General features: G+C 60.4%; 21 protein-coding genes. 15 read left to right on the top strand and 6 right to left on the bottom strand.

All coding sequences use genetic code 11. The features are described from left to right. The 6 genes from ACTHV6_RS09115 to ACTHV6_RS09090 form a co-directional block, all read right to left on the bottom strand. The coding region (locus tag ACTHV6_RS09115) for a hypothetical protein (RefSeq protein ID WP_441387084.1) at positions 1–223 on the bottom strand (223 nt) is incomplete at its 3' end. A gap of 447 nt (positions 224–670) precedes the next feature. Next, positions 671–1609 (bottom strand): ROK family protein, encoded by a 939-nt coding sequence (locus ACTHV6_RS09110; protein WP_441387082.1) that lies wholly within the window; start codon positions 1607–1609, stop codon positions 671–673. Next, positions 1606–2487: a carbohydrate ABC transporter permease gene (locus ACTHV6_RS09105; protein WP_441387080.1), complete on the bottom strand. Its 882-nt coding sequence runs from the start codon at positions 2485–2487 to the stop codon at positions 1606–1608. The genes ACTHV6_RS09110 and ACTHV6_RS09105 overlap by 4 nt, the downstream gene beginning before the upstream one ends. After that, on the bottom strand, positions 2484–3419 hold the full coding sequence (locus ACTHV6_RS09100; RefSeq protein WP_441387078.1) for a carbohydrate ABC transporter permease: 936 nt from the start codon (positions 3417–3419) through the stop codon (positions 2484–2486). Before ACTHV6_RS09100 ends, ACTHV6_RS09105 begins: the two co-directional genes overlap by 4 nt. A gap of 60 nt (positions 3420–3479) precedes the next feature. Beyond that, complete coding sequence (locus ACTHV6_RS09095; protein ID WP_441387077.1) at positions 3480–4799, bottom strand: extracellular solute-binding protein; 1320 nt, start codon at positions 4797–4799, stop codon at positions 3480–3482. Positions 4800–4860: 61 nt separating this feature from the next. Further along, positions 4861–5943, bottom strand: coding sequence for an ROK family protein (locus tag ACTHV6_RS09090; protein ID WP_441387076.1), 1083 nt, complete (start codon positions 5941–5943; stop codon positions 4861–4863). A 157-nt stretch (positions 5944–6100) separates the two neighbouring features. On the opposite strand from ACTHV6_RS09090, the gene ACTHV6_RS09085 reads away from it, so the two are divergent. The 15 genes from ACTHV6_RS09085 (at position 6101) to ACTHV6_RS09015 (ending at position 19649) form a co-directional block, all read left to right on the top strand. Then, the gene (locus ACTHV6_RS09085; protein WP_441387074.1) at positions 6101–7405 is read left to right on the top strand and encodes a family 20 glycosylhydrolase; all 1305 of its coding nucleotides are present in this window, start codon (positions 6101–6103) and stop codon (positions 7403–7405) included. Positions 7406–7484: 79 nt separating this feature from the next. Next, positions 7485–8123 (top strand): phosphatidylinositol phosphate synthase, encoded by a 639-nt coding sequence (gene pgsA / locus ACTHV6_RS09080; RefSeq protein WP_441387072.1) that lies wholly within the window; start codon positions 7485–7487, stop codon positions 8121–8123. 1 nt (position 8124) lies between these two features. Continuing rightward, positions 8125–9096, top strand: coding sequence for a phosphatidylinositol mannoside acyltransferase (locus tag ACTHV6_RS09075; protein WP_441387070.1), 972 nt, complete (start codon positions 8125–8127; stop codon positions 9094–9096). Between the two features lie 3 nt (positions 9097–9099). Further along, positions 9100–10227 (top strand): glycosyltransferase family 4 protein, encoded by a 1128-nt coding sequence (locus ACTHV6_RS09070; protein ID WP_441387068.1) that lies wholly within the window; start codon positions 9100–9102, stop codon positions 10225–10227. A 53-nt stretch (positions 10228–10280) separates the two neighbouring features. Then, positions 10281–10799 (top strand): hypothetical protein, encoded by a 519-nt coding sequence (locus ACTHV6_RS09065; RefSeq protein ID WP_441387066.1) that lies wholly within the window; start codon positions 10281–10283, stop codon positions 10797–10799. Further along, positions 10796–11962: a PrsW family intramembrane metalloprotease gene (locus tag ACTHV6_RS09060; RefSeq protein ID WP_441387064.1), complete on the top strand. Its 1167-nt coding sequence runs from the start codon at positions 10796–10798 to the stop codon at positions 11960–11962. Before ACTHV6_RS09065 ends, ACTHV6_RS09060 begins: the two co-directional genes overlap by 4 nt. Next, positions 11952–12542, top strand: coding sequence for an NUDIX hydrolase (locus tag ACTHV6_RS09055; protein ID WP_441387063.1), 591 nt, complete (start codon positions 11952–11954; stop codon positions 12540–12542). Before ACTHV6_RS09060 ends, ACTHV6_RS09055 begins: the two co-directional genes overlap by 11 nt. Positions 12543–12629: 87 nt before the next feature. After that, entirely contained in the window at positions 12630–13391 is a 762-nt protein-coding gene (locus ACTHV6_RS09050; protein WP_441387061.1) for a YebC/PmpR family DNA-binding transcriptional regulator, read from the top strand. Beyond that, positions 13392–14030 (top strand): crossover junction endodeoxyribonuclease RuvC, encoded by a 639-nt coding sequence (gene ruvC / locus ACTHV6_RS09045; RefSeq protein WP_441387059.1) that lies wholly within the window; start codon positions 13392–13394, stop codon positions 14028–14030. A 35-nt stretch (positions 14031–14065) separates the two neighbouring features. Beyond that, complete coding sequence (ruvA, locus tag ACTHV6_RS09040; protein WP_441387057.1) at positions 14066–14653, top strand: Holliday junction branch migration protein RuvA; 588 nt, start codon at positions 14066–14068, stop codon at positions 14651–14653. Positions 14654–14655: 2 nt separating this feature from the next. Next, positions 14656–15681 carry a Holliday junction branch migration DNA helicase RuvB gene (gene ruvB, locus ACTHV6_RS09035; protein WP_441387055.1) on the top strand — a complete coding sequence of 342 codons (1026 nt, stop codon included), beginning with the start codon at positions 14656–14658 and terminating at the stop codon, positions 15679–15681. Positions 15682–15784: 103 nt separating this feature from the next. Further along, positions 15785–16147, top strand: a complete 363-nt coding sequence (locus ACTHV6_RS09030) for a preprotein translocase subunit YajC (protein WP_441387054.1) — start codon at positions 15785–15787, stop codon at positions 16145–16147. Between the two features lie 33 nt (positions 16148–16180). Further along, positions 16181–17995 (top strand): protein translocase subunit SecD, encoded by a 1815-nt coding sequence (gene secD, locus ACTHV6_RS09025; RefSeq protein ID WP_441387053.1) that lies wholly within the window; start codon positions 16181–16183, stop codon positions 17993–17995. Further along, a complete protein-coding gene (gene secF / locus ACTHV6_RS09020; RefSeq protein ID WP_441387052.1) occupies positions 17995–19107 on the top strand; it encodes a protein translocase subunit SecF in 1113 nt (370 codons plus the stop codon). The genes secD and secF overlap by 1 nt, the downstream gene beginning before the upstream one ends. After that, the gene (locus ACTHV6_RS09015) at positions 19104–19649 is read left to right on the top strand and encodes an adenine phosphoribosyltransferase (protein ID WP_441387050.1); all 546 of its coding nucleotides are present in this window, start codon (positions 19104–19106) and stop codon (positions 19647–19649) included. Before secF ends, ACTHV6_RS09015 begins: the two co-directional genes overlap by 4 nt. Positions 19650–19705 lie beyond the last annotated feature (56 nt).

The raw sequence follows: 19705 nt of genomic DNA, 5'->3' as shown, positions 1-19705 counted from the left end.
AGCCGGGGATATCCGTGGGGAAACTGTCAGGTTCAAGGCCGAGGCGTTCCATCGCTTCAGCATTCAAGACAAGCTCATCAAACGACAGATCAGCCTCGGTGGGTATATAGATGCTGTCAGGGGAACAGGAACCCTCAGATCCCAGAGCAGTTTCAGGTGCGAAGCCGATAGAGGGCACATCACTGACGGAGGCACTGGCGCGTGTATCGAGTGTGATACTCATAAGCCAACCTCCTGTGAGCCGAAAGAGAATCCACGCCCTGTAAACGAGGGATAGAACGCTGTTGTCAATTGGATCAAGTCAGTGAACGAGGTAACCAGTGAGAGCCACCCTGTCCAACCTACCCATATTCTATCGAACGAACGTTCCCCAAACAAGAGTTCGAACAGACTAGTTTGTGGCAGTTCGGCTGTGGGGTCCAGTCGTGCCGTGGCGGTCCAGTCATGCTGAAGGGACATGCATTGGCGCCAGTGTTACCTGATCCGTGCCAACGAGGTTTCTAGTGCGGCGCCGTGACGTACCACCCGGTCAGGCGCCACCAGATGACGCCACTAGACGAGCACCACCCGTCCAAGAGAAACCCGATTGCAAGAATCCGCCTTGTGGGGAAGGCTCCGCCGTCGTCGGCAAAGTAAAATGGACCGAGCGAAAACGGGCCGTGCTCGGCGACTAAAAAGTGGTGAGGCACGCACCCAAAGCGGCCACGTGAGCGCCCCGTGGCACGAGCCGCACGCGCGAGTCCAGCCCCATCTGCCGGAGGAACTGTGAATGTTCGGCGCTTCGCCTGAGCTGGCCCCGAAGCTCTTCAAGGAGCGGTGCGCCAACTTCGGTGATTCCACCCGCGATGAGGATTTCCTGCACATCCAGCGTGAGGCCGAGGAGTGTGACGGCGTGGGCAACAGCGTGAATCCAGGAGTCGAGTACGGATCGCGCATCGGCATCACCCGTGCGCGCGGCCGCCATGAGATGAGTGGCGGGGTGCTTGCCTCCCTGTGGCCAGGCCCGAGTGAGCGCGTGCCCGGATGCGTAGAGTTCGAGGCACCCGCGCTGCCCGCACGGGCATGGCAGCCCGTCGGGAATGTAGGGGATGTGCCCGATTTCCCCGGCACTACCGAGTTTGCCGGTGCGAGGGATTCCGTCCAGAATCAATCCGCTGGCGAGCCCCGTTCCTAGCGAGATGAGTGCAACGTCATCGCTCGAACCCAAGTAGCGCGCAGCGCCAATGGTTGCGGCGGTCACGTCATTGGCAAGACTGACGGGCACACCAGTGGCTCGCGAAATGGTGGCCGCCAGTGGCACGTCCGATTCGGCTAGCCCGATGTTGACGCCGTGGGACACCGTGCCCGCCGCCGTATCCACAATTCCGGGAATGCCGATCCCGATGGCGCTGATGGTGTGGGAGTCCGCCTCAGGTAGTAATCGGAGCTCATCCACAAGAGAGGAAACGGTGGCGGTGATACCTGCAATCCCGGCTGTGTCCGTTGGCCTGTGGGCAACGCCGATTTCCCCGGACGGTCCGAATGCCACCGCCTGAGTCTTGGTTCCGCCAACGTCAATCCCAATGCGTGCCTCGCTCGGCCCCAGCATGTTGGTGAGGTCCAGATTCATCCCTTCACCGCCCCAGAAACAAGGCCGGAGGTCATCCGCCCCTGAACGAGCAGGAAGAAAATCACCACGGGCACGGCGATGATGGTGGACGCCGCCATAACCTGCGCCCAGTCGAGCCCACGGTTGGCGGAAGCATTGAGAAATTCGCGTAGCCAGAGCGGGAGGGTGTGAGCAGAGCCCGCCGGCAGCGCCACGAGTGCCACGGTGAATTCGTTCCACGCTTGGAGGAAGGCGTACACGCCCGATGCCACGAGCCCGGGCGCAAGCAACGGGAACGTGATGCGCAGGAACGCCTTGGTTCGTGACAATCCATCCACCATGGCCGCCTCCTCCAGTTCAATCGGCACGCCCGCGACAAACCCGCGCAGCATCCACATCGTAAACGGAATGACGGCGGCGGAGTACAAGATGGTCACGCCTAGAACAGAGTTGAGCCCGATCACCGGAGCGCTCTCGCCTAGAGTGGAAAGCATCTTGTATTGGGCGATGAACAGCCCTTCCGCGGGCAGCATCTGGATCATGAGAATCGCGAGGATGAAGGATTTGCGGCCACGGAAGCGAAAACGGCTGATGGCCAGCGCCGCGAGGAACGCGAAGATGAGCACTACCGCCACGGTGAGCAGGGTGATCATCAGGCTCATCCGGAGTGCGGGCAGGAAGCCGGGATCGGTAATTGCCCGTTTGAAGTTCACCAACGTGGTATTCGTGGGAAGGAAGGTGGGTGGGACCTGACGGAGGCGCGCGTTCGGGGTGAGTGCCGACAGAACCATCCAGTACACGGGGAACGCCCATATGAGGGCGACGACGATTCCCATCACGTCAAGAGCGATCTTGCCGGGGCGAAAACGGCGCCGGCGGGCGAGTGTCATGGCGCTCATTGGTCATCCTCCTTGAGAAGGGTACGCACATAGGGCCAGCTGATGAGGAGCGTGAGCGCCAAAACGAAGAGGGAAACGGCCGAGGCTCCGGCAAAATCGTGGCTCCCCATACCCAATTCGTAGATGAAGTTGCCCAGCAGGTTAGTTTCAGCCACTGGTGCCCCGGCATCCTGCAAGAGGCGGATCTGAGCGAACACTCGCAAGTCCCAAATGAGCTGTAGCAAGAGGACGATGGACAGCACAGGGCGCACCATCGGCAGGAGGATATAGCGAAGCTGCTGTGATCTGGAAGCCCCGTCAATCGCGGCCGCCTCAGTGACTTCCGTGGATATCTGGGTCAGCCCGGCAAACAGTGAGAGAGCGACGAACGGAACCGACATCCAGATGATGATCAGGCTGGCCACGAAATAGAAGGTCATCGGGTGGGACAGCCATGCGTATCGTTCAAAGCCAGTGAGTCCTAGTGAGGTCAGGACCCAGTTAACGATTCCTGTGCGGTAATCGAATAGCCAACGGAACACGGTGACGGCAGCAACCATTGGCATGGCCCACGCCAGAAGCAAAGCAATCTGGATAACAATCCGAGCCCCGCCATGAACGGCTCGCATAAGGAGTGCAATCATGAGCCCGATGAATACGGTGGCAAAGGCGTTGATGAAACAGAAGGCGAGGGATCGCGCCACCACGCTCCACAACCTGTCATCAGTGAAAATGCGAGCGTAGTTTTCTAATCCCGCGAACGTTGGGGGAGCGCCGAACTGTTGCTCAAGGCCAAAGTGCTGGAAGGACGTGAAGATCTGCCAGATGACGGGGTATCCCAGCCCTGCGATCAGGATCAGCAGTGAGCCGAGAAGGAGAAGGAATGGCGCCCGGTTGCGCCTCGTGCGGCGGGGCGGGGCTGTGGGACGCGGCAGCGTAGTGGAATCTGACATGGCGGGGTCCATTCGGTGGCGGGGCAGGGCGCGCCGCCCCGCCACACGGGTTATGAGTGGTTAGTTTCCGTTGAGCATGGGGGTTAGCTTGGCATCGTATTCCTCTGCCAGAGCAGTGACGTCACCGCCATCGGCGATCTTCTGGAAGAGTTCTTCGTACACGAAGGCGCCCTCAATTGCTGCCCAGCCCGGAGCTGCCGGCGTGAGCTTGGAGGATTCTGCGGTTTCGATCATGGTGGTGGCGAACTTATCGTCACCAAGCGAATCAACATACTGCGAGTTGGCCGGTCCCAGCCCGTTTTCACCGAGCATCGTCTGGTACTCCTGCGAGAAGATGATCTTCAGGAGGTTCTCCGAAAGCTCGGGGTTCTGGGACTTTGCGGAGATCGCAATGTTGGAGCCACCGGCGAATACGGGTGCTACGCCGCCATCAACTCCCGGCAGAGCGAAGATGTCATACGTTGATTCATCGGCCATGCCATCGCGAACTTCTTCGCCGTCATCATTCGTGGTGATGTCTCCAATGGACCAGCGGGCCCAGCCGGGGGCCATCATGGAGGTTGCTTCTGGGGCGGCGCCGTCTGTTCCATCATTGATGAAGTCCCAGTAGGCCACATCCCGTTCAGTTGTGGGGAGGTTGGAGGCGTTCATCACGAGGTCCTGCCACATTTCTAGGCCCTCGATCGTGGCGGGATCGGACAGTGTTGACGTCCATTCTGCCCCGTCAACGGTGGCGAGCTCGCCACCGTTTGCGAATACCCACGAAATGCCGTTGCGCCAATCCTGACCGCCCATGGCGAAACCGGACTGATTTCCTTCGGTTAGCTCCTTGGCAGCCTCGTTGAAATCGGCGAGCGTTGTGGGAACCTCTACGCCCGCAGCGTCCCAGATGTCCGCACGATAGAACACGTAGCGCGAACCAAAGTAATACGGCAGCGCGTATTGCGCTCCCTCCACCGTGCCTACATCAACGAATGATTGGAGCAGATCCTCCCCACCAAGCTCTTCATAGATGGGGCTGAGGTCGCGGAACGCTCCGACGGTCGTGAAGGTTGGAGCCTGAGTGTTGCCGATTTCCACAACGTCCGGAGTGTTCTGTTCATCCGGTAGCGCCGTGGTGAGCTTGGTGATGAGATCTCCCCACGCTTGCTCTTCGATCGTCAGCGTTGATCCGGGGTTCTCATCCTCGAATGTCGTGACCAGATAGTCCCGCAGCTCCTGAGGAGTGTCGCTTCCGGCCAGCCACAGAGTGATATCTCCGGTGGCGGTGCCCCCGTTCCCGGTGCCTTCGTCTGTTGTTCCTGAATCGTCCGAGCTGCAGGCCGAGAGCCCCAGCATCGATGCCGCAGCTACCATTGCTGCGATCTTCTTGTACTTCATGGGATTGTCCTTTCGCGTATGCGATGCTCAATGACTGAGCGAGTGTTGGTGGTGGAAGGTCCTATGCAATGCCAAGCCTTCCGGAGAGTACGAGGACGGCCGCGCCCCGAAGGCCGCCGTCCGATCCGAGTGTTGATAAGTGGACTCGCAGCCCGCGATGGGAGCGCGGAAGGGTGCGCTTTCGAATCTCCTGCGCGCACGCCTCAAGTAGCGGCCCGTCAAGAAGTTCTTCCGGGCCTGAGGCCACGATGTCCGAAACATTCAACGTGGCCACCACCGGGGCGAGCACGCTGCCCAATCGCGCGCCGATCGTGCCAAGAATCCGGGAGCGGTCTGGCCCGTCCAGCCCGGCCGTGGCCCCCCGCAGAGCAGACTCACTCAAGAGTGTTTCGAGGCAACCAGCGCGCCCACAGGCACACATTCGGGCCGCTCCGAGAGGGGAATCGGGAAGGTCCCGTTCATCCATGACGGTGACGTGCCCGATTTCCCCAGCGGCATTCTCCGCACCTTGAAGCAGTGTTCCTCCCGTGACTACGCCGGCTCCTAATCCCTGCCCCACCACGATGCTGAGAAGCTCCTCGCCCTGCGCCCCGCCGAAGGAGTATTCGGCGAGCGCCAAGCAGTTGGCATCGTTGGCCACATGGGTTTCCACTCCAAGACGCTCGCTCAGCACGTCCGCGAGCGGAACCTCGTCCCATCCCAGATTTGGGGCCTGCTCGATGAACCCGGCGCCGCTGATGACGCCGGGGGAGGAGATGCCCAGTCCGAGAATCTGGGCAGTCGCGTGAGAAACGAGAATGCGGCAAAAATCCGTGAGGGCCTCGATCCCCTCAGGGCCGGGCGGGAGCGCCCGCTTCTCCTGCAAACGGTGGCTGATCTGTCCTGACAGCGTGAGGATCGCACCAGAGATGGAGCCGTCATTGGTCAGGTTGACGGCGGGGATGCACCATCGATCCTCTGAGAGGCCAACGAGGGTGCCCCGCTTACCTACTTTGCCCGTCCGTTCTTCGCTGCCAAGTTCGCTCACTAGGCCCTCCTCGAGAAGGGAATCCACCAGCGCCGATGTTGTCACACGAGTCAGGCCGGTAGAACGCGCCAGCTCGGCACGGGATTCTGGGCCGGACTGGAACAGGTGTTGAAGCACGAGGGATCGATTGTGGGCACGCGTCTGGCGCGGCCTCGATGTCCCGGTACTTCTCAGATGCTGAACTCCCATGTATGTTAGTAAAGCATACTTACAATTAATGTGTCATCGATTACAGTGAAGTTTGAGAGAAGTTGCGGCCGAAGAAGGGGACGTCATGGAGAGCAACGAACAGGCCTGGATTGATCTGAGCCTGATCCCGCGCCCGTGGCACATCGAGATCACGGGCTGTGAGCATCCGTGGGCGGAACGCCCCGTCGTCGTCCACAAAACGCGGCTGGACGAACTACCGGCGGACACCCCGAACTGGCAACGGGCCGAAGCCTATCGTCTAGAGATTACAGAAGGCCGCCCCACGATCAGTGCCGAATCGGAGCCGGGGCTGGCAGCAGCGCGCCGCACCCTGCGCCAGCTCACCGCGCGCGAAACCGTCCCTGACCTGCGAATTGCCGATCGCCCAGCGTACGAGTGGCGCGGGCTGAATGTGGATATCGCCCGGCACTTCTTCGGGCCTGACGAACTGATACGCGTCATGGACATCATGGCGGATGTGGGGCTCAACCGCCTCCATCTGCACCTGAGCGATGATCAGGGATGGCGGATCGAAATACCGGGCCTGCCCGAGCTGACGGAACGCTCCTCTCACACCAGCGTTGGCGGTGGCCCAGGCGGCTATCTCACGCGCGCCCAGATGGACGAATTGGCACGCGCGGCTGAAGATCGCGGAATCGCCCTGATCCCCGAGGTGGATGTTCCCGGCCACACAACGGCCGCCCTCCACGCGCTGCCCGGCCTCAACCCACGCAATACCCCGGATGTATACGAAGGCATCGAGGTGGGAATTTCTACGCTCACGGAGGCACTGCCCGAAACTGAACGGTTTCTCGCGGCGGTATTCGAGGGTTTAGGACGATATGGCGCGGCAGGCATTCACATCGGGGGCGATGAATGCCTCCTCACCCCGCCCGATGAGTTCACACGGTTGGTGGCGCGGGCGGCCCACCACGTGCGCAAACAGGGCCACCCCGTCATCGCGTGGCAAGAGGCGGCGCCCGTGCTGGAGGCGGGGGAGTACGTGCAGGTGTGGGATGAACGGCAGGACTTCGCGGAGGTGGCGGAGGCGGCCGCACGGGGTGTTGGCATCATCGCGTCCCCAGCAACGCGCGCCTACCTCGATATGAAATACACGCCCGATGATCCGATCGGCCTCACATGGGCGGGCACAACCAGCGTGCGCGAGGCACTCGAATGGGACCCGAAGGACCTCGTTGCGGGCGTGGAACCCGGCGCAATTCATGGCGTGGAGGCGTGCATCTTCACAGAAACTATCGAGACGTTCGATCAACTGACCTACATGCTGCTTCCGCGGCTGGCGGCGGTGGCCGAAGTGGCGTGGGCGGGATCGGGCATCGGGCAGTGGGATTCGTTCTCCCGGCGTATCGCTGTGACGTGGCGCCGCTAATCCGCGCGGGCCCACCCGGCGTGGTTAGACTATAGCGTGGCATCCCGCAACCACGCGGGACCTATGGAAGAGAGACTGCATGCTGAGCCGTACCGGCCGCCCGCTATCACAGGTCCTATTCGGGCCGATCGCTCGTTTGTGCGTGAAGGCGCATATATCCGCAGATGCGGTGACGATCGTTGGCACACTCGCCGGCGTCATCGCCGCGCTCACGCTGTTTCCGTTCGATCACCTCACTGCGGGAGCTTGGACCGTTGGCGTCCTCGTGATCTTTGATAACTTGGATGGACAAATCGCCCGAATCACGGGAACCGCGTCCAAATGGGGGGCGTTCCTCGATTCCACGTTGGACAGGGTGTCCGATGGGGCGATCTTCTCCGGCATTCTTGTGTGGGCCTACCTGTGGGCAGATCCGAGCTATCAGGCCGCGATTCTCATTGGCACGCTAGGGGCCCTCGTTTTTGGGGCCGTTGTACCCTACGCTCGGGCACGCGCCGAAGGGCTGGGAATGAACGCGAGCGTGGGCTTGGCCGAACGTGCCGATCGCCTTGTCATCTCTCTGGTTGCCGCATGGTTTGTGGGCATGGAGTGGGGCGATTGGATCATGGCGGTTGCCATGTGGCTCCTGTTCATCGGTGCCGTCATCACGGTGGTTCAGCGCATGATGTACGTGTACAAGCAGGCCAACGATCATTCCAACGATCTTCCCAAGGAGTGACGTGGACGCTCTCAAACTCTTTGCTCTGGCTCAGGGCGCCGTGGATCACCTGCCCGAATCGGTGGGCCGGGGCCTCTTCAACGTGGTGGGGACCGTATCGGGCCTCTCGCCGATGGCCGGGGTGCGCCAGCTTCGCAAGAATCAGGCGCGGCTGCGTCCCGGGATGAACCGGCTGCAGGCTCTTGCCCTCTCGGAGCGCGCCATGCGTTCGTACATGCGCTACTACTACGAGGCGTTGCGGATGAAATCGCTCAGCAAGGAGCAGATCCTCGCGCGCCTGAGCGAAGTGGGAACTGACAAGATTCGCACGGAAATAGCGCAGGGCCGCTCCGTGACGGGTGCCCTGACGCATTCGGGCAACTGGGATCTTGCGGGGGCATGGTCCAACATGGCGATGGCCGAGGTTCATACGATCGCGGAAAAGCTCGAACCGCCCGAACTGTACGAGGGCTTCTTGAGGTTCCGCGAGGGGCTGGGCATGACGATCTACCCGCTCATCAAGGGCGGTGGGGCGCTCCACAGCCTCGCCCGCGATATGGAGGAGGCTCCCGTGTTCACGCCTGTGCTGGCGGACAGGGATCTGAGTTCCACGGGTATTGAAGTACAGCTGGCTGGCCACACGATGCGGGTTGCCGCGGGCCCCGCGCTTCTGGCGCAGCGCACCGGCGTCACGATCTACCCCACCTTCGTCCACTATGAGCGCCTCCGCGGGGAGCGCCGCAAGAAGGCGGGATCGGCGTGGGGCGTCCAGATCACGATCGCCGATGGTATTTACGCCGCCACCACGCCGGAATCTTCGGCGGAGGAGCGGCGTGAGGATCTTGCCCGAATGAGTCAGGAATGGATGAGCGTCCTTGAGCCGCTTTTGATCGCTCATCTGGAGGATTGGCACATGCTTCAGAAGGTTTTTGTTGACGATTTGGATCCCGAGCGGCTGGCCGCTGCGCGCGCCAGGGCGGCGCAGGAGGGCTGAGGAATGAAGATCGGTATCGCCTGCCCATATTCATGGGACGTTCCCGGTGGAGTGCAGTTCCATATCCGCGATCTGGCGGAGGAACTCATACGCCGGGGCCATGACGTCCGGGTCATCACGCCCGCCGAGGATACGGCGGAGTTGCCCGATTACTTCACCTCCACCGGTGCCGCCATCCCGATCCGATATAACGGTTCGGTGGCGCGCCTTTCGTTCGGCCCACGGGTCAACGCGAGCGTACGGCGATGGATTCGCGATGGCGAATTCGATGTGATTCACGTGCACGAACCGTTTATCCCTTCCGTGGCGATGCTCGCGCTCATGAGCGCCGAATGTCCCGTTGTATCCACCTTCCACACCGCCATGGATCGCTCCATCGCCATGGGAATCGCCGCACCGGCGCTGCGCCCTGTTCTTGACAAGATTCAGTCGCGGATCGCCGTTTCTCAAGAGGCGCGGCGAACGGCGGTTCAGTACTTGGGTGGGGATGCCTACGTGATTCCCAACGGCGTGTACACCAAGACCTTCGAGGCGGCCCCCGTGGATGAACGCTTCACCGGCACCCGGGAGGCACCAACTCTTGGATTCCTGGGCAGGCTTGATGAACCACGAAAAGGCCTGCCAGTTGTGGCCAGAGCCTACGAAAAGATCCTGAGTGAACACCCCGGCACCCGGCTCATCGTGGCTGGGCGCGGGGATGTCAAGGCCGCGCGCAAGATGTTTGGCGCTGCCGCAGATTCCGTGGAGTTTCTTGGCGGGGTGAGCGAGGCCGATAAGGAGGCGTTGCTCTCCAGCGTGGATATTTACCTGGCCCCGAACACTGGCGGCGAATCGTTTGGCATTATCCTCGTGGAAGCGATGAGCGCCGGTAGTTTCGTGGTGAGTTCAGATATTCCGGCGTTCAGGGCCGTGTTGTCCAACGGCGAGTTTGGTGGGCATTTTTCGAACGACGACGACGGTTCGCTCGCAGAAACCGTTATTGCCGCATTGGCTGACCCGCAGCGCCGAGCACAGGTTGTGGCTGCGGCACACGAGGAAGCCCATCGTTACGATTGGGAGACCGTGGCGTCACAGGTGTATGCCGTGTATGAGACGGCCTATCGGACCGCCAACATGGAGGTGGATCAATGACATGGCCGTGGTGGACTTTGCTTGTTTGTCTTCTCCTTCTTGGTATCGGTGTGATGGTCACGCTACGAGCGCGCCGCATCGATAACCTCAACCGCAACGTGGTGAAATCACGGCGATCGTTGGAGTTGGCTCTGACGGCGCGTGCGCAGTACGCGCACGATTTCGCTGCCTCGGGAGCCCTTGATATTGCCGGAGCCATTCTGCTGGCCGATAGTGCGGATTCGTGCTTGAGGGCCGGTATGAACCCGATCGTGGAGGACGGCTTGGAAACGATGGACACGGTGGCTTACGGTGAGCAAGCCGTCCCTGACAGACGCGATCTTGAATCGAACCTCTCGCGCACCTTGCGGCTCACGGTGGACCAGACGGAGGCGGATACGTACACGGAGGATCAGAGGCGGCTGGCTGAGTACCTGACAAAGGCACGGCTGGATGTTGTCCTGACTCGAAGCTTTCACAACATTCATGTGGGTCAGGTCCGCCGCGTACGGGGAACTACCCTTGCCAAAGTGTTCCACCTTGCTGGCACGGCGCCCATGCCGGAAACAGTAGATATGGATGACGAACGATGAACGCACCCGCCCCGCGTTTTCAGGAACCCGAGAGGCACGGGATCGGATTCTACGTTTCCGTTGTATCCATCATCGCCATCGCCATTGCTGGCTTCCTGTACACCCTACCGCTCATCAGTTTCCAAGGCGCAAGCGTGACCTTCGTGCTGGGGCTGCTCGCGCTTGTGCCAGTTGTGCTCCTCTTGGTGCTCATCCGATGGATCGATCAGTGGGAACCAGAGCCACGATGGTTGTACGTCGTGGCTTTCGCGTGGGGTGCCGGTGTATCCACCCTCCAGTCCATTCTGGGAAATCAGCGCTTTCAGGAGATTATTGACGGGCGCATTGAACTGGACACGTACCAACAGGCGGCGCTGCCCGTAGTGGTGGGCGCTCCACTGGTTGAAGAAGCCTTCAAGGGCATCGGTGTTTTGCTCATCTTCTTTGTGTTCTCTCGCTACTTCAACGGCGCCGTTGACGGAATCGTTTACGGGATGCTCATCGGGCTAGGTTTCGCCTTCACTGAGAACATCTTTTACTTTGGCGAATTTTACGATCAGCTGGGCACTGTGTTCCAGGCCCGCGCCATCGAAAACCCGTTTGTTCATCCGCTGTCCACTGCGCTCACAGGTGCCGGAGTGGGCTTCGCCAGCCAAGCACGCAGCTGGTTCAGCGTGATACCAATGTTCTCCATCGGGTACGCCGGTGCGGTGATTCTTCACGGGCTCCACAACTTCTCTGCGATCCAAGATATGGGAAGTGCGCAGCGCTTGGCCTACCAGCTTCCGGTTTACGCCGCTGCAGTGATCCTCATCTGCTACCTGCGAGTGCGCGAACGCCGGCGAGTACTGGACGCACTGGCCGAATACGCGCAGGCGGGGTGGATTACCGGCAATGAAATGGCGATGATCCAATCCGTTGCCAACCGCGAGGCTGCCGTCCGATGGGCCGGAGAACGCGTTGGGCGCAGCGGCGGCAATCCCAATGATGGCATTCGGGCCATGCGCAGGTTCCAAGAGGAACTCCTTGATCTGGCCAATACTCGTGTCCGGGTGTTGCACCGCGGCACAGTCAATCGCCCTGAGGTGCGCGTCGAAGAAGCGCGGCGGCTTGAGCTATTGCGCCAGCTGCGAGAGGTCTTAACAGGCTTTGCTGTCCAACCTGCAGGTACATATGGCTACTAAACGCCAATCTTCCGGCAACGGTCTCACGGCTCAGCAGCAGGCGGAAGTCAACGCCGAATGGGCACCGGGGCCAGATGGCATCCTGCACCGCGATGCCGCGCGTGTTCTTGTTCTTGATCCGCAGGGGCGCTGCCTTCTGGTGCGCGGCCATGACGTGGGCGATCCCCATCATCAGTGGTGGTTTACCGTGGGCGGTGGCATCGGCGTGGGCGAGGCGCCGGAGCAGGGAGCGTGCCGGGAGCTTTTTGAGGAAACGGGCCTCATGCTCACCCCGGACAGGCTCCAGGGCCCAGTCCTCAAGCGCCATGCCACGTTCTACTTCGCGTTGGAAACACGGCGCCAAGATGAGGTGTTCTATCTCGCAACGGTGAACGATGAGGAACGCGAAGGTGTGGGCCGCGATCAACACTTGACGGCCCTTGAGCGTGATGTTCTTGATGAGTTCAGGTGGTGGAGCCCAGAAGATATCCGCGTGGCAGAGAACGCGGGCCAAACCTTCTATCCTCGTGGCATCGCCAGTTTGATCGAGAATCTGCAGCCGGGATGGGACGGATCGTGCCCTGAGCTTCGGGAGGAATAGCCGGGCGTAAAAGCCCAAGAGTGATCTATGCCTGCAGGAGCGGTATGATGTGAGGCGGACTATTCGTGAAGAATCAAGGAGAAACCTGTGTCAGGACACTCTAAGTGGGCAACGACCAAGCACAAGAAGGCAGCGATCGATGCCAAGCGTGGCAAGCTGTTCGCGCGCCTTATCAAGAATATCGAGGTTGCGGCCCGTACTGGTGGTGCTGACCCAGCGGGTAACCCAACTCTGTACGATGCGGTGCAGAAGGCCAAGAAGAACTCCGTTCCAGCCGATAATATTGATCGCGCCCTCAAGCGCGGATCTGGCGAAGGCGACGATGGGGTCAGCTACGAGAACATCCAGTACGAGGGGTATGCCGCAGGTGGCGTAGCCGTGCTGATCGAATGCTTGACGGACAACCGCAATCGCGCCGCTTCCGAAGTACGCGTTGCGCTCACACGTAATGGCGGCCAGCTAGCAGATCCAGGATCAGTTTCCTACCTGTTCTCGCGCCGCGGGGTTGTTGAGGTGTCCAAGGTAGACGGTCTGGAAGAAGATGACGTTCTTCTGGCAGTTCTGGATGCCGGAGCAGAAGAAGTGCAGGATGAGGGCGATGTGTTCGTCATCGAATCAGAACCCAACGATGTGGTGGCCGTGCGTACCGCGCTTCAAGATGCCGGCATCGATTACAACTCAGCCGAAGTTGAGTTCGTGCCATCGATGAAGGCGGAAGTTGACAAGGAGAAGGCCGCTAAGGTCCTCAAGGTGATCGACGCGCTGGATGATTGTGACGATGTCCAGAACGTGTACTCGAACGTGGACATCCCGGACGCTGTCATGGAAGAGCTGGAAGCGGAAGAGTAATTGCGAATCCTCGGCGTAGATCCCGGACTGACTCGCTGCGGGCTGGGAACCATCGATTCTCTCGGTGCGCGCCGAGTCAGCTTGGTTGATGTGAGAGTTGCGCGCTCACCCGCGGAACTCGCCCCCCACAAGAGGCTCCTCATGATTGCCGATGAGCTGGATGTGGTGCTCGAACAATTCAAGCCGGATGTTGTGGCGATCGAGCGCGTGTTTGCCAAGGACAACGTTCGTTCAGTCACCGGTGTGGCTCAGGTTGTGGGCATCGTCATGTTGGCTGCAGCACGGGCCAATTTGCCAGTCGAATTGCACACGCCGCCCGAGGTCAAGGCGGCGGTTTCGGGCAACGGGCGCGCCGAAAAGAAGCAGGTCCAGTTGATGGTCCAGCGGATCCTCAGGCTAGAAGAGCTGCCACGTCCAGCGGACGCAGCGGACGCGCTAGCTATTGCCATCACGCAGGCATGGCGCGGTGGAATGCATTCGCTGGATGCCGAACCGGACCGCACGCAGCACGGGGGAGCGGGCCTCTTACCGCGGAACACCGGTTACGATCTCACACCGGCTCAGAAGATGTGGGCGGGGGCAGAGCGGATGTCGCGCCGACACGGGGCCGTGGCACCAAACGAAAAGTCGGACCAGTAGGCTAAACTGCAAACTGTTGTTCGAAAGGTGGGGGAATGATTGCATCGCTTCATGGCACGGTCCTACGTGTGGGCACTAGCCAAGCAGTGATCGATGTGGGCGGCGTGGGCCTTGCCGTCTCGGCAACGCCTTCCACGCTGTCCCAGTTGCGCGAAGGTAGCTCCGCGATGCTGTTCACCTCTCTGGTAGTGCGCGAGGATTCTCTGACGCTGTTCGGCTTCGCAGAAGAGGACGAACGCGAGACCTTCGATATTTTGCAAGGCGTTTCCGGCGTTGGTCCGCGCTTGGCACTGGCCGTGCTGGGCGTTCACACACCCGATGCGTTGCGATCCGCGGTGGCTAATGAGGATGCGGCTGCCCTCCAACGAGTCTCAGGGATCGGGAAGAAGGGTGCCCAGCGCCTCCTTCTTGAGCTGGGCAACAAGCTGGGGCCGGCCACTGGTGCGGCTCCCACAGGTCCAGCGCCAAGCTCCGGTGAGTCAGATGTTGTGGAAGCGCTCATTGGCCTCGGGTGGCTTGAGCGCGATGCACGCAGCGCCTACGAAAGCGCCGCTTCGGCCCAGCCCGATGCGGGTGTTGCCGCCCTGCTGCGCGCTAGCCTGCAGATTCTGGGAGCGAGGTAGCAATGTCCGATTCATATGATCTGGTCATGCCAGATGCCGGGGATACCGAGCGGGCGGCGGAAGCCGCACTTCGCCCACGTCACCTTGAAGATTTCGTTGGTCAGCTAGTTGTTCGAGAGCAGCTATCGCTCGTACTTGAAGCAGCAATAGGGCGCGGGAAGGTACCCGATCACGTCCTGTTGTCCGGGCCGCCAGGGCTCGGAAAAACCACGCTGGCCATGATCATCGCGAGCGAGGTGGGTGGTGCATTGCGCCTGACCTCGGGGCCCGCGATTCAACACTCGGGCGATCTGGCCGCCGTGCTCTCCTCTCTTCAGGAGGGCGATGTTCTGTTCATCGATGAGATCCATCGTTTGGCGCGCACAGCCGAGGAAATGCTCTATCTTGCGATGGAAGATTTCCGGGTGGATGTCATGGTGGGCAAGGGTCCAGGTGCCACATCAATTCCGCTGCCGTTGCCGCCCTTTACCGTGGTGGGAGCAACCACCAGAGCCGGGCTGTTGCCAGCTCCGTTGCGCGATCGTTTCGGGTTTACCGGTCACCTCGAATACTACGAAGATAGTGAACTGTCCACGATTGTGGAGCGTAACGCCATCAAGTTGGATGCGGACCTCAGCCAGGACGCGGCCAATGAGATCGCCTCGCGATCTCGAGGAACCCCACGCATCGCCAACCGTCTCTTGCGCCGCGTTCAGGATTGGGCTCAGGTGCGCGGCGATGGAAAGCTTGATCTGGCGGCCGCGCGTGCGGCACTGGACGTATTCGAAGTGGATAAGCGTGGCCTTGATCGGCTAGATCGCTCGGTTCTCGAGGCCATATGCCACCGTTTCGGGGGAGGGCCGGTTGGGCTCACCACCCTTGCCGTTTCCGTGGGCGAGGAACCGGAAACCGTGGAAACTGTTGCCGAACCCTACCTTGTACGCGAGGGATTCCTTGTGCGCACGCCTCGCGGGAGGGCGGCGACGGCTCTTGCGTGGCAACACCTTGGGCTAGTGCCTCCTGAGCAGAGTGACACCCTTTTCACTTAGCTCTGAACCAAGAGAGATGTAACGCACCTTTTTTTGGCTCCAGCAGGCGAACGCGCTGAGTAGACTATTTCGGTACATGTCTTGTGACTGCTAGGAGTAATCCGTGGATCCCTCAATTTCAATGGTCGTCCTTCTGGGGATGATGGTTCTCATGTTCTGGTGGATGTCACGTTCATCGAAGAAGATGCGCGAAAAGATGGCTGCTGAAAGGGAGGCCGCCGCCGTCGTCGGAAATAACGTGGTGACTACCTCCGGTTTCTTTGGAACTATCGTGGATATCGATGGCGATGCCGTGACCCTCCAAGCCCCGAGCGGCGACGAAACCGTGTGGCTGCGGTCCTCGATTAACGCGGTTTCTGAGCTTCCTTTGGCCGAAGATTCGGACGAAGAAATCGAAGGCGAACAGGCCACAGAAACTCGCGCTGACGATAGCGGAGAAAACACCTCTGGTTCCGCGTGGGCCTAAACGCCTCGAAAAGGCACTAGAAAGAAAAACTACATGCCCTCGTCCTCACAGAAGGCGGCTAAGCCCACTCCGTGGCGCCGTCTGATCCTACTTATTGTCTTAATCTTCGCCCTGGTGGCCGGCCTGCTGGCAGGCTCACTCGCAACGGATAAATCGCGCTGGCTCCCCGATTTCGCTCTTGATCTGGAGGGCGGAACGCAGGTTATCCTGACCCCAACAACCACGGATGGTTCTGAGGTCACGCAAAACGATGTGAGTCAGGCGATTGAGATCATCCGCCAACGCGTGGACGCCTCGGGTGTTGCCGAAGCGGAGATTACCTCTCAGGGTGGAAGCAACATCGTGGTGGGCCTTCCGGGCACGCCGTCAAAGGAAACCCTTGATCTGGTGCGCACCTCCGCCGTGTTGCGCATGCGGGCCGTCATTCAGATCGCCGATACCGGCGTGCTGACGCGTGAGGTGTACGAGCAGCAGCAGGCAGCCGTGGAAGGATCGGAGGGTGAGGACGCGCCGTCCGAAGGTAGCTCCGAGCCGTTTACCGAAGATGAGCTTCACGATGCTGCCATGGAGATCGCGGATGCCGATGGCGATGGCGAGCTGTCGAGCGAGCCGGCTACCGAACCAACAAGCGGTTCGGACATGGCATGGGTCACCGAACAGGTCACCTACGATGCGCTGACGATTAACTGCGCGGAGGCCACCACCTCGCGCGGTGAGGACGATCCGGATACTTCGCTGGTGGCATGTGATCCGACAACCGGAGTGAAGTACATCGTGGGCCCGGCCGAAATCGAGGGAACCCAGATCACGCAGGCGTCCTCCGGCTTCGATCAGCAACGCAATGAGTGGATCGTGTCCATGGAGTTCAACTCTGAGGGCGCCGATTCCTTTGCAGATATCACGGGCCGGCTCGCTGGCCTCGATTCACCGCAGAATCAGTTCGCCATCGTGCTGGACGGGCAGGTTGTGTCCGCTCCATCGAATGAGAGACCGATTCCTGACGGGCGCGCACAGATCAGTGGTCCTGGCCTGAACGCCGAGACCACGAAAACTCTGGCCAATCAGCTGAACTTCGGCTCCCTACCCCTGCACTTTGAGGTGCAGTCCGAGGAGCAGATTTCTGCGACACTCGGCTCCGATTCTCTGGAATCCGGGTTGATCGCGGGCCTCATCGGGCTGGTTCTGGTTGTGCTGTACCTCCTGTGGCAGTATCACGGGCTAGGTGTTGTTGCCTCTGGGTCAGTTCTTCTGGCTACCGCAACCTCCTACCTTTTGGTGTGTTTGCTTTCGTGGGTGATGGGGTATCGGCTGTCTATGGCGGGTGTTGTGGGACTGATCATTTCGATTGGTGTGACGGCCGATTCCTTCATTGTGTTCTTTGAGCGAATTCGCGACGAAATCCGTGAAGGCCGGCCGTTGAAGTCAGCCGTCTACCACGGGTGGAACCGCGCCAAGCGCACCATCATCGTGGCGGACATGGTGAACTTGGCCTGCGCTGTGGTCCTGTACTTCCTGGCGGTGGGCTCCGTACGCGGGTTCGCGTTCACGCTGGGGCTGACCACCGTGATTGATCTTGTGATCGTCATGATGTTCACCTACCCGCTCATGACGCTGCTCACCCGTACCAAGTTCTTTGGTGAGGGCCGGAAATTCTCCGGCTTGGATGCGGCCGCACTTGGGCGCGAGCCAAGCTACCGCGGGGCCGGGCGCACATCCCGTGCATCACGCGCGACGAAGAAGGAGCCTGTGGCCGTGGGCGATAGCAGTGCCGAGCGTGCGGGTAGTTTGGCGGAGCGGCGGGCCCGCGACAGGCGCGCCAAGCGCGATGCCGAAGGGGATGATCTGTGATGTCCATGTACAACGCGAACGATCTCTACACAGGTAAGAAATCGTATGACATCATCGGCAAGAGGAAGCTGTGGTTTTCCATTGCAGCCCTCGCCGTGATCGTGTCCATCACGCTCGTGTTTACCGTGCGCTTGAATCTGGGTATCGAGTTCACCGGTGGATCTCAGTTCACTGTTTCCAACACTCAGAACACGGATCAGCAGCCCGCCTCAAACGTCATGAGTGAGCACGGTGTAACCGATGCCGCTCGCGTTGCGCAGGTGGGGGAAACCACGCTCCGTGTGCAGACCGTCAACAATGACGAGTTCTCCAATGTGGAGACCGAAGAGATCCGCAATCAGCTTGCCGATGCTTACGATGTGGATGGTGCCGATGTGACATCCACCTTCATTGGGCCATCGTGGGGCCAGGACATTTTGGGCAAGGCCATGAACGGATTCGTGGTGTTCCTTGTTTTGGTGGGGGTGGGCCTTTCCCTGTACTTCAGGAGCTGGCGCAACGCGGCGGGCGCTATCATCGCCCTGTTCCACGACCTCATCGTGACACTGGGTGTGTACTGTGCGTTCGGGTTTGAAGTCACGCCCTCCACCGTGATCGGGCTGCTGACGATTCTGGGGTATTCGCTGTATGACACCGTGGTGGTGTTTGACAAGGTACGAGAGAATACTGCTGACGTCACGGAACAGAGTTCCTTCACGTTCGCGGAATCCACGAACCTTGCGGTGAACCAGACGCTGATCCGTTCGATCAACACGTCCATGACAAGCCTGCTGCCCGTAGGCTCAATCCTGTTCATCGGCGTTCTGCTCCTCGGAGCCGGCACTCTGCGGGATCTGGCGTTGGTGATGTTCATTGGACTGTTACTCTCAACGATCTCGTCCATCTACATTGCGTCACCGATTGCTGTGACGCTGGCCCAGACCAATCAAACGATCAAGGACCACACGCAGAAGGTTCTCACGGCACGCGAGGAGCGTGGCGATGGTGAGGGCGGCGATGATGATTCCGAGATTCTCAGTGGAGCTGGCCCGAATCATGGGGTTATTCGCCGATCGGGCGTCCGGAAGTCAAACTCCGCTCAACCGAAACGCAAGAAGAGGAGCAAGAAGTGAGCGAAGGCAATCAGTTCCCCGAAGAGACAGTTGCACTGGTAGAGGCGCGGCTGCGCGAGGTTCAGGATTTCCCGGCCCCCGGCGTGCTGTTCCGCGATATTACGCCGTTGATCGCTGATACCGAAGGGTTTAGCGCCCTGATCAACATGCTCGCCGAACGCTATAGGGGCAAAGTGGACGCTGTGGCGGGGCTCGAGTCCCGTGGCTTCATCCTCGCAGCCCCTCTGGCCGTGGCGCTGGGCGTGGGAATGGTGACCATCCGTAAGGCTGGCAGGCTTCCCGGGCCGGTTGTAGGCGTGGATTACGATCTCGAATACGGTTCGGCGCGCATGGAAGTTCAGCCATTTACCGTTGAGGATGGCCAGCGTGTGCTCATCTTGGACGATGTGCTGGCCACCGGCGGCACGGCTAACGCCGCTTTCGATCTTGTTGAGCAGGCAGGCGGGGTTCCCGTTGGCCTGTGCGTGCTGATCGAGCTGCTCGATCTTGGAGGGCGCGGCGCTCTTGAGGGACGCGATGTAGCCGCGATTCTCTCCTATTAGCGCATCAGCGTTGCACTAGCTCCTCCGGAATTCTCCGGGAGGTTTGTCCGTTAAGG

This window comes from Ancrocorticia sp., from assembly GCF_052089425.1.
In the GTDB taxonomy this organism is placed as follows: Bacteria; Actinomycetota; Actinomycetes; order Actinomycetales; family Actinomycetaceae; genus Ancrocorticia.
Note: the sequence above shows the minus strand (reverse complement) of the source record. Positions and strands in the feature narration are given on the sequence as shown.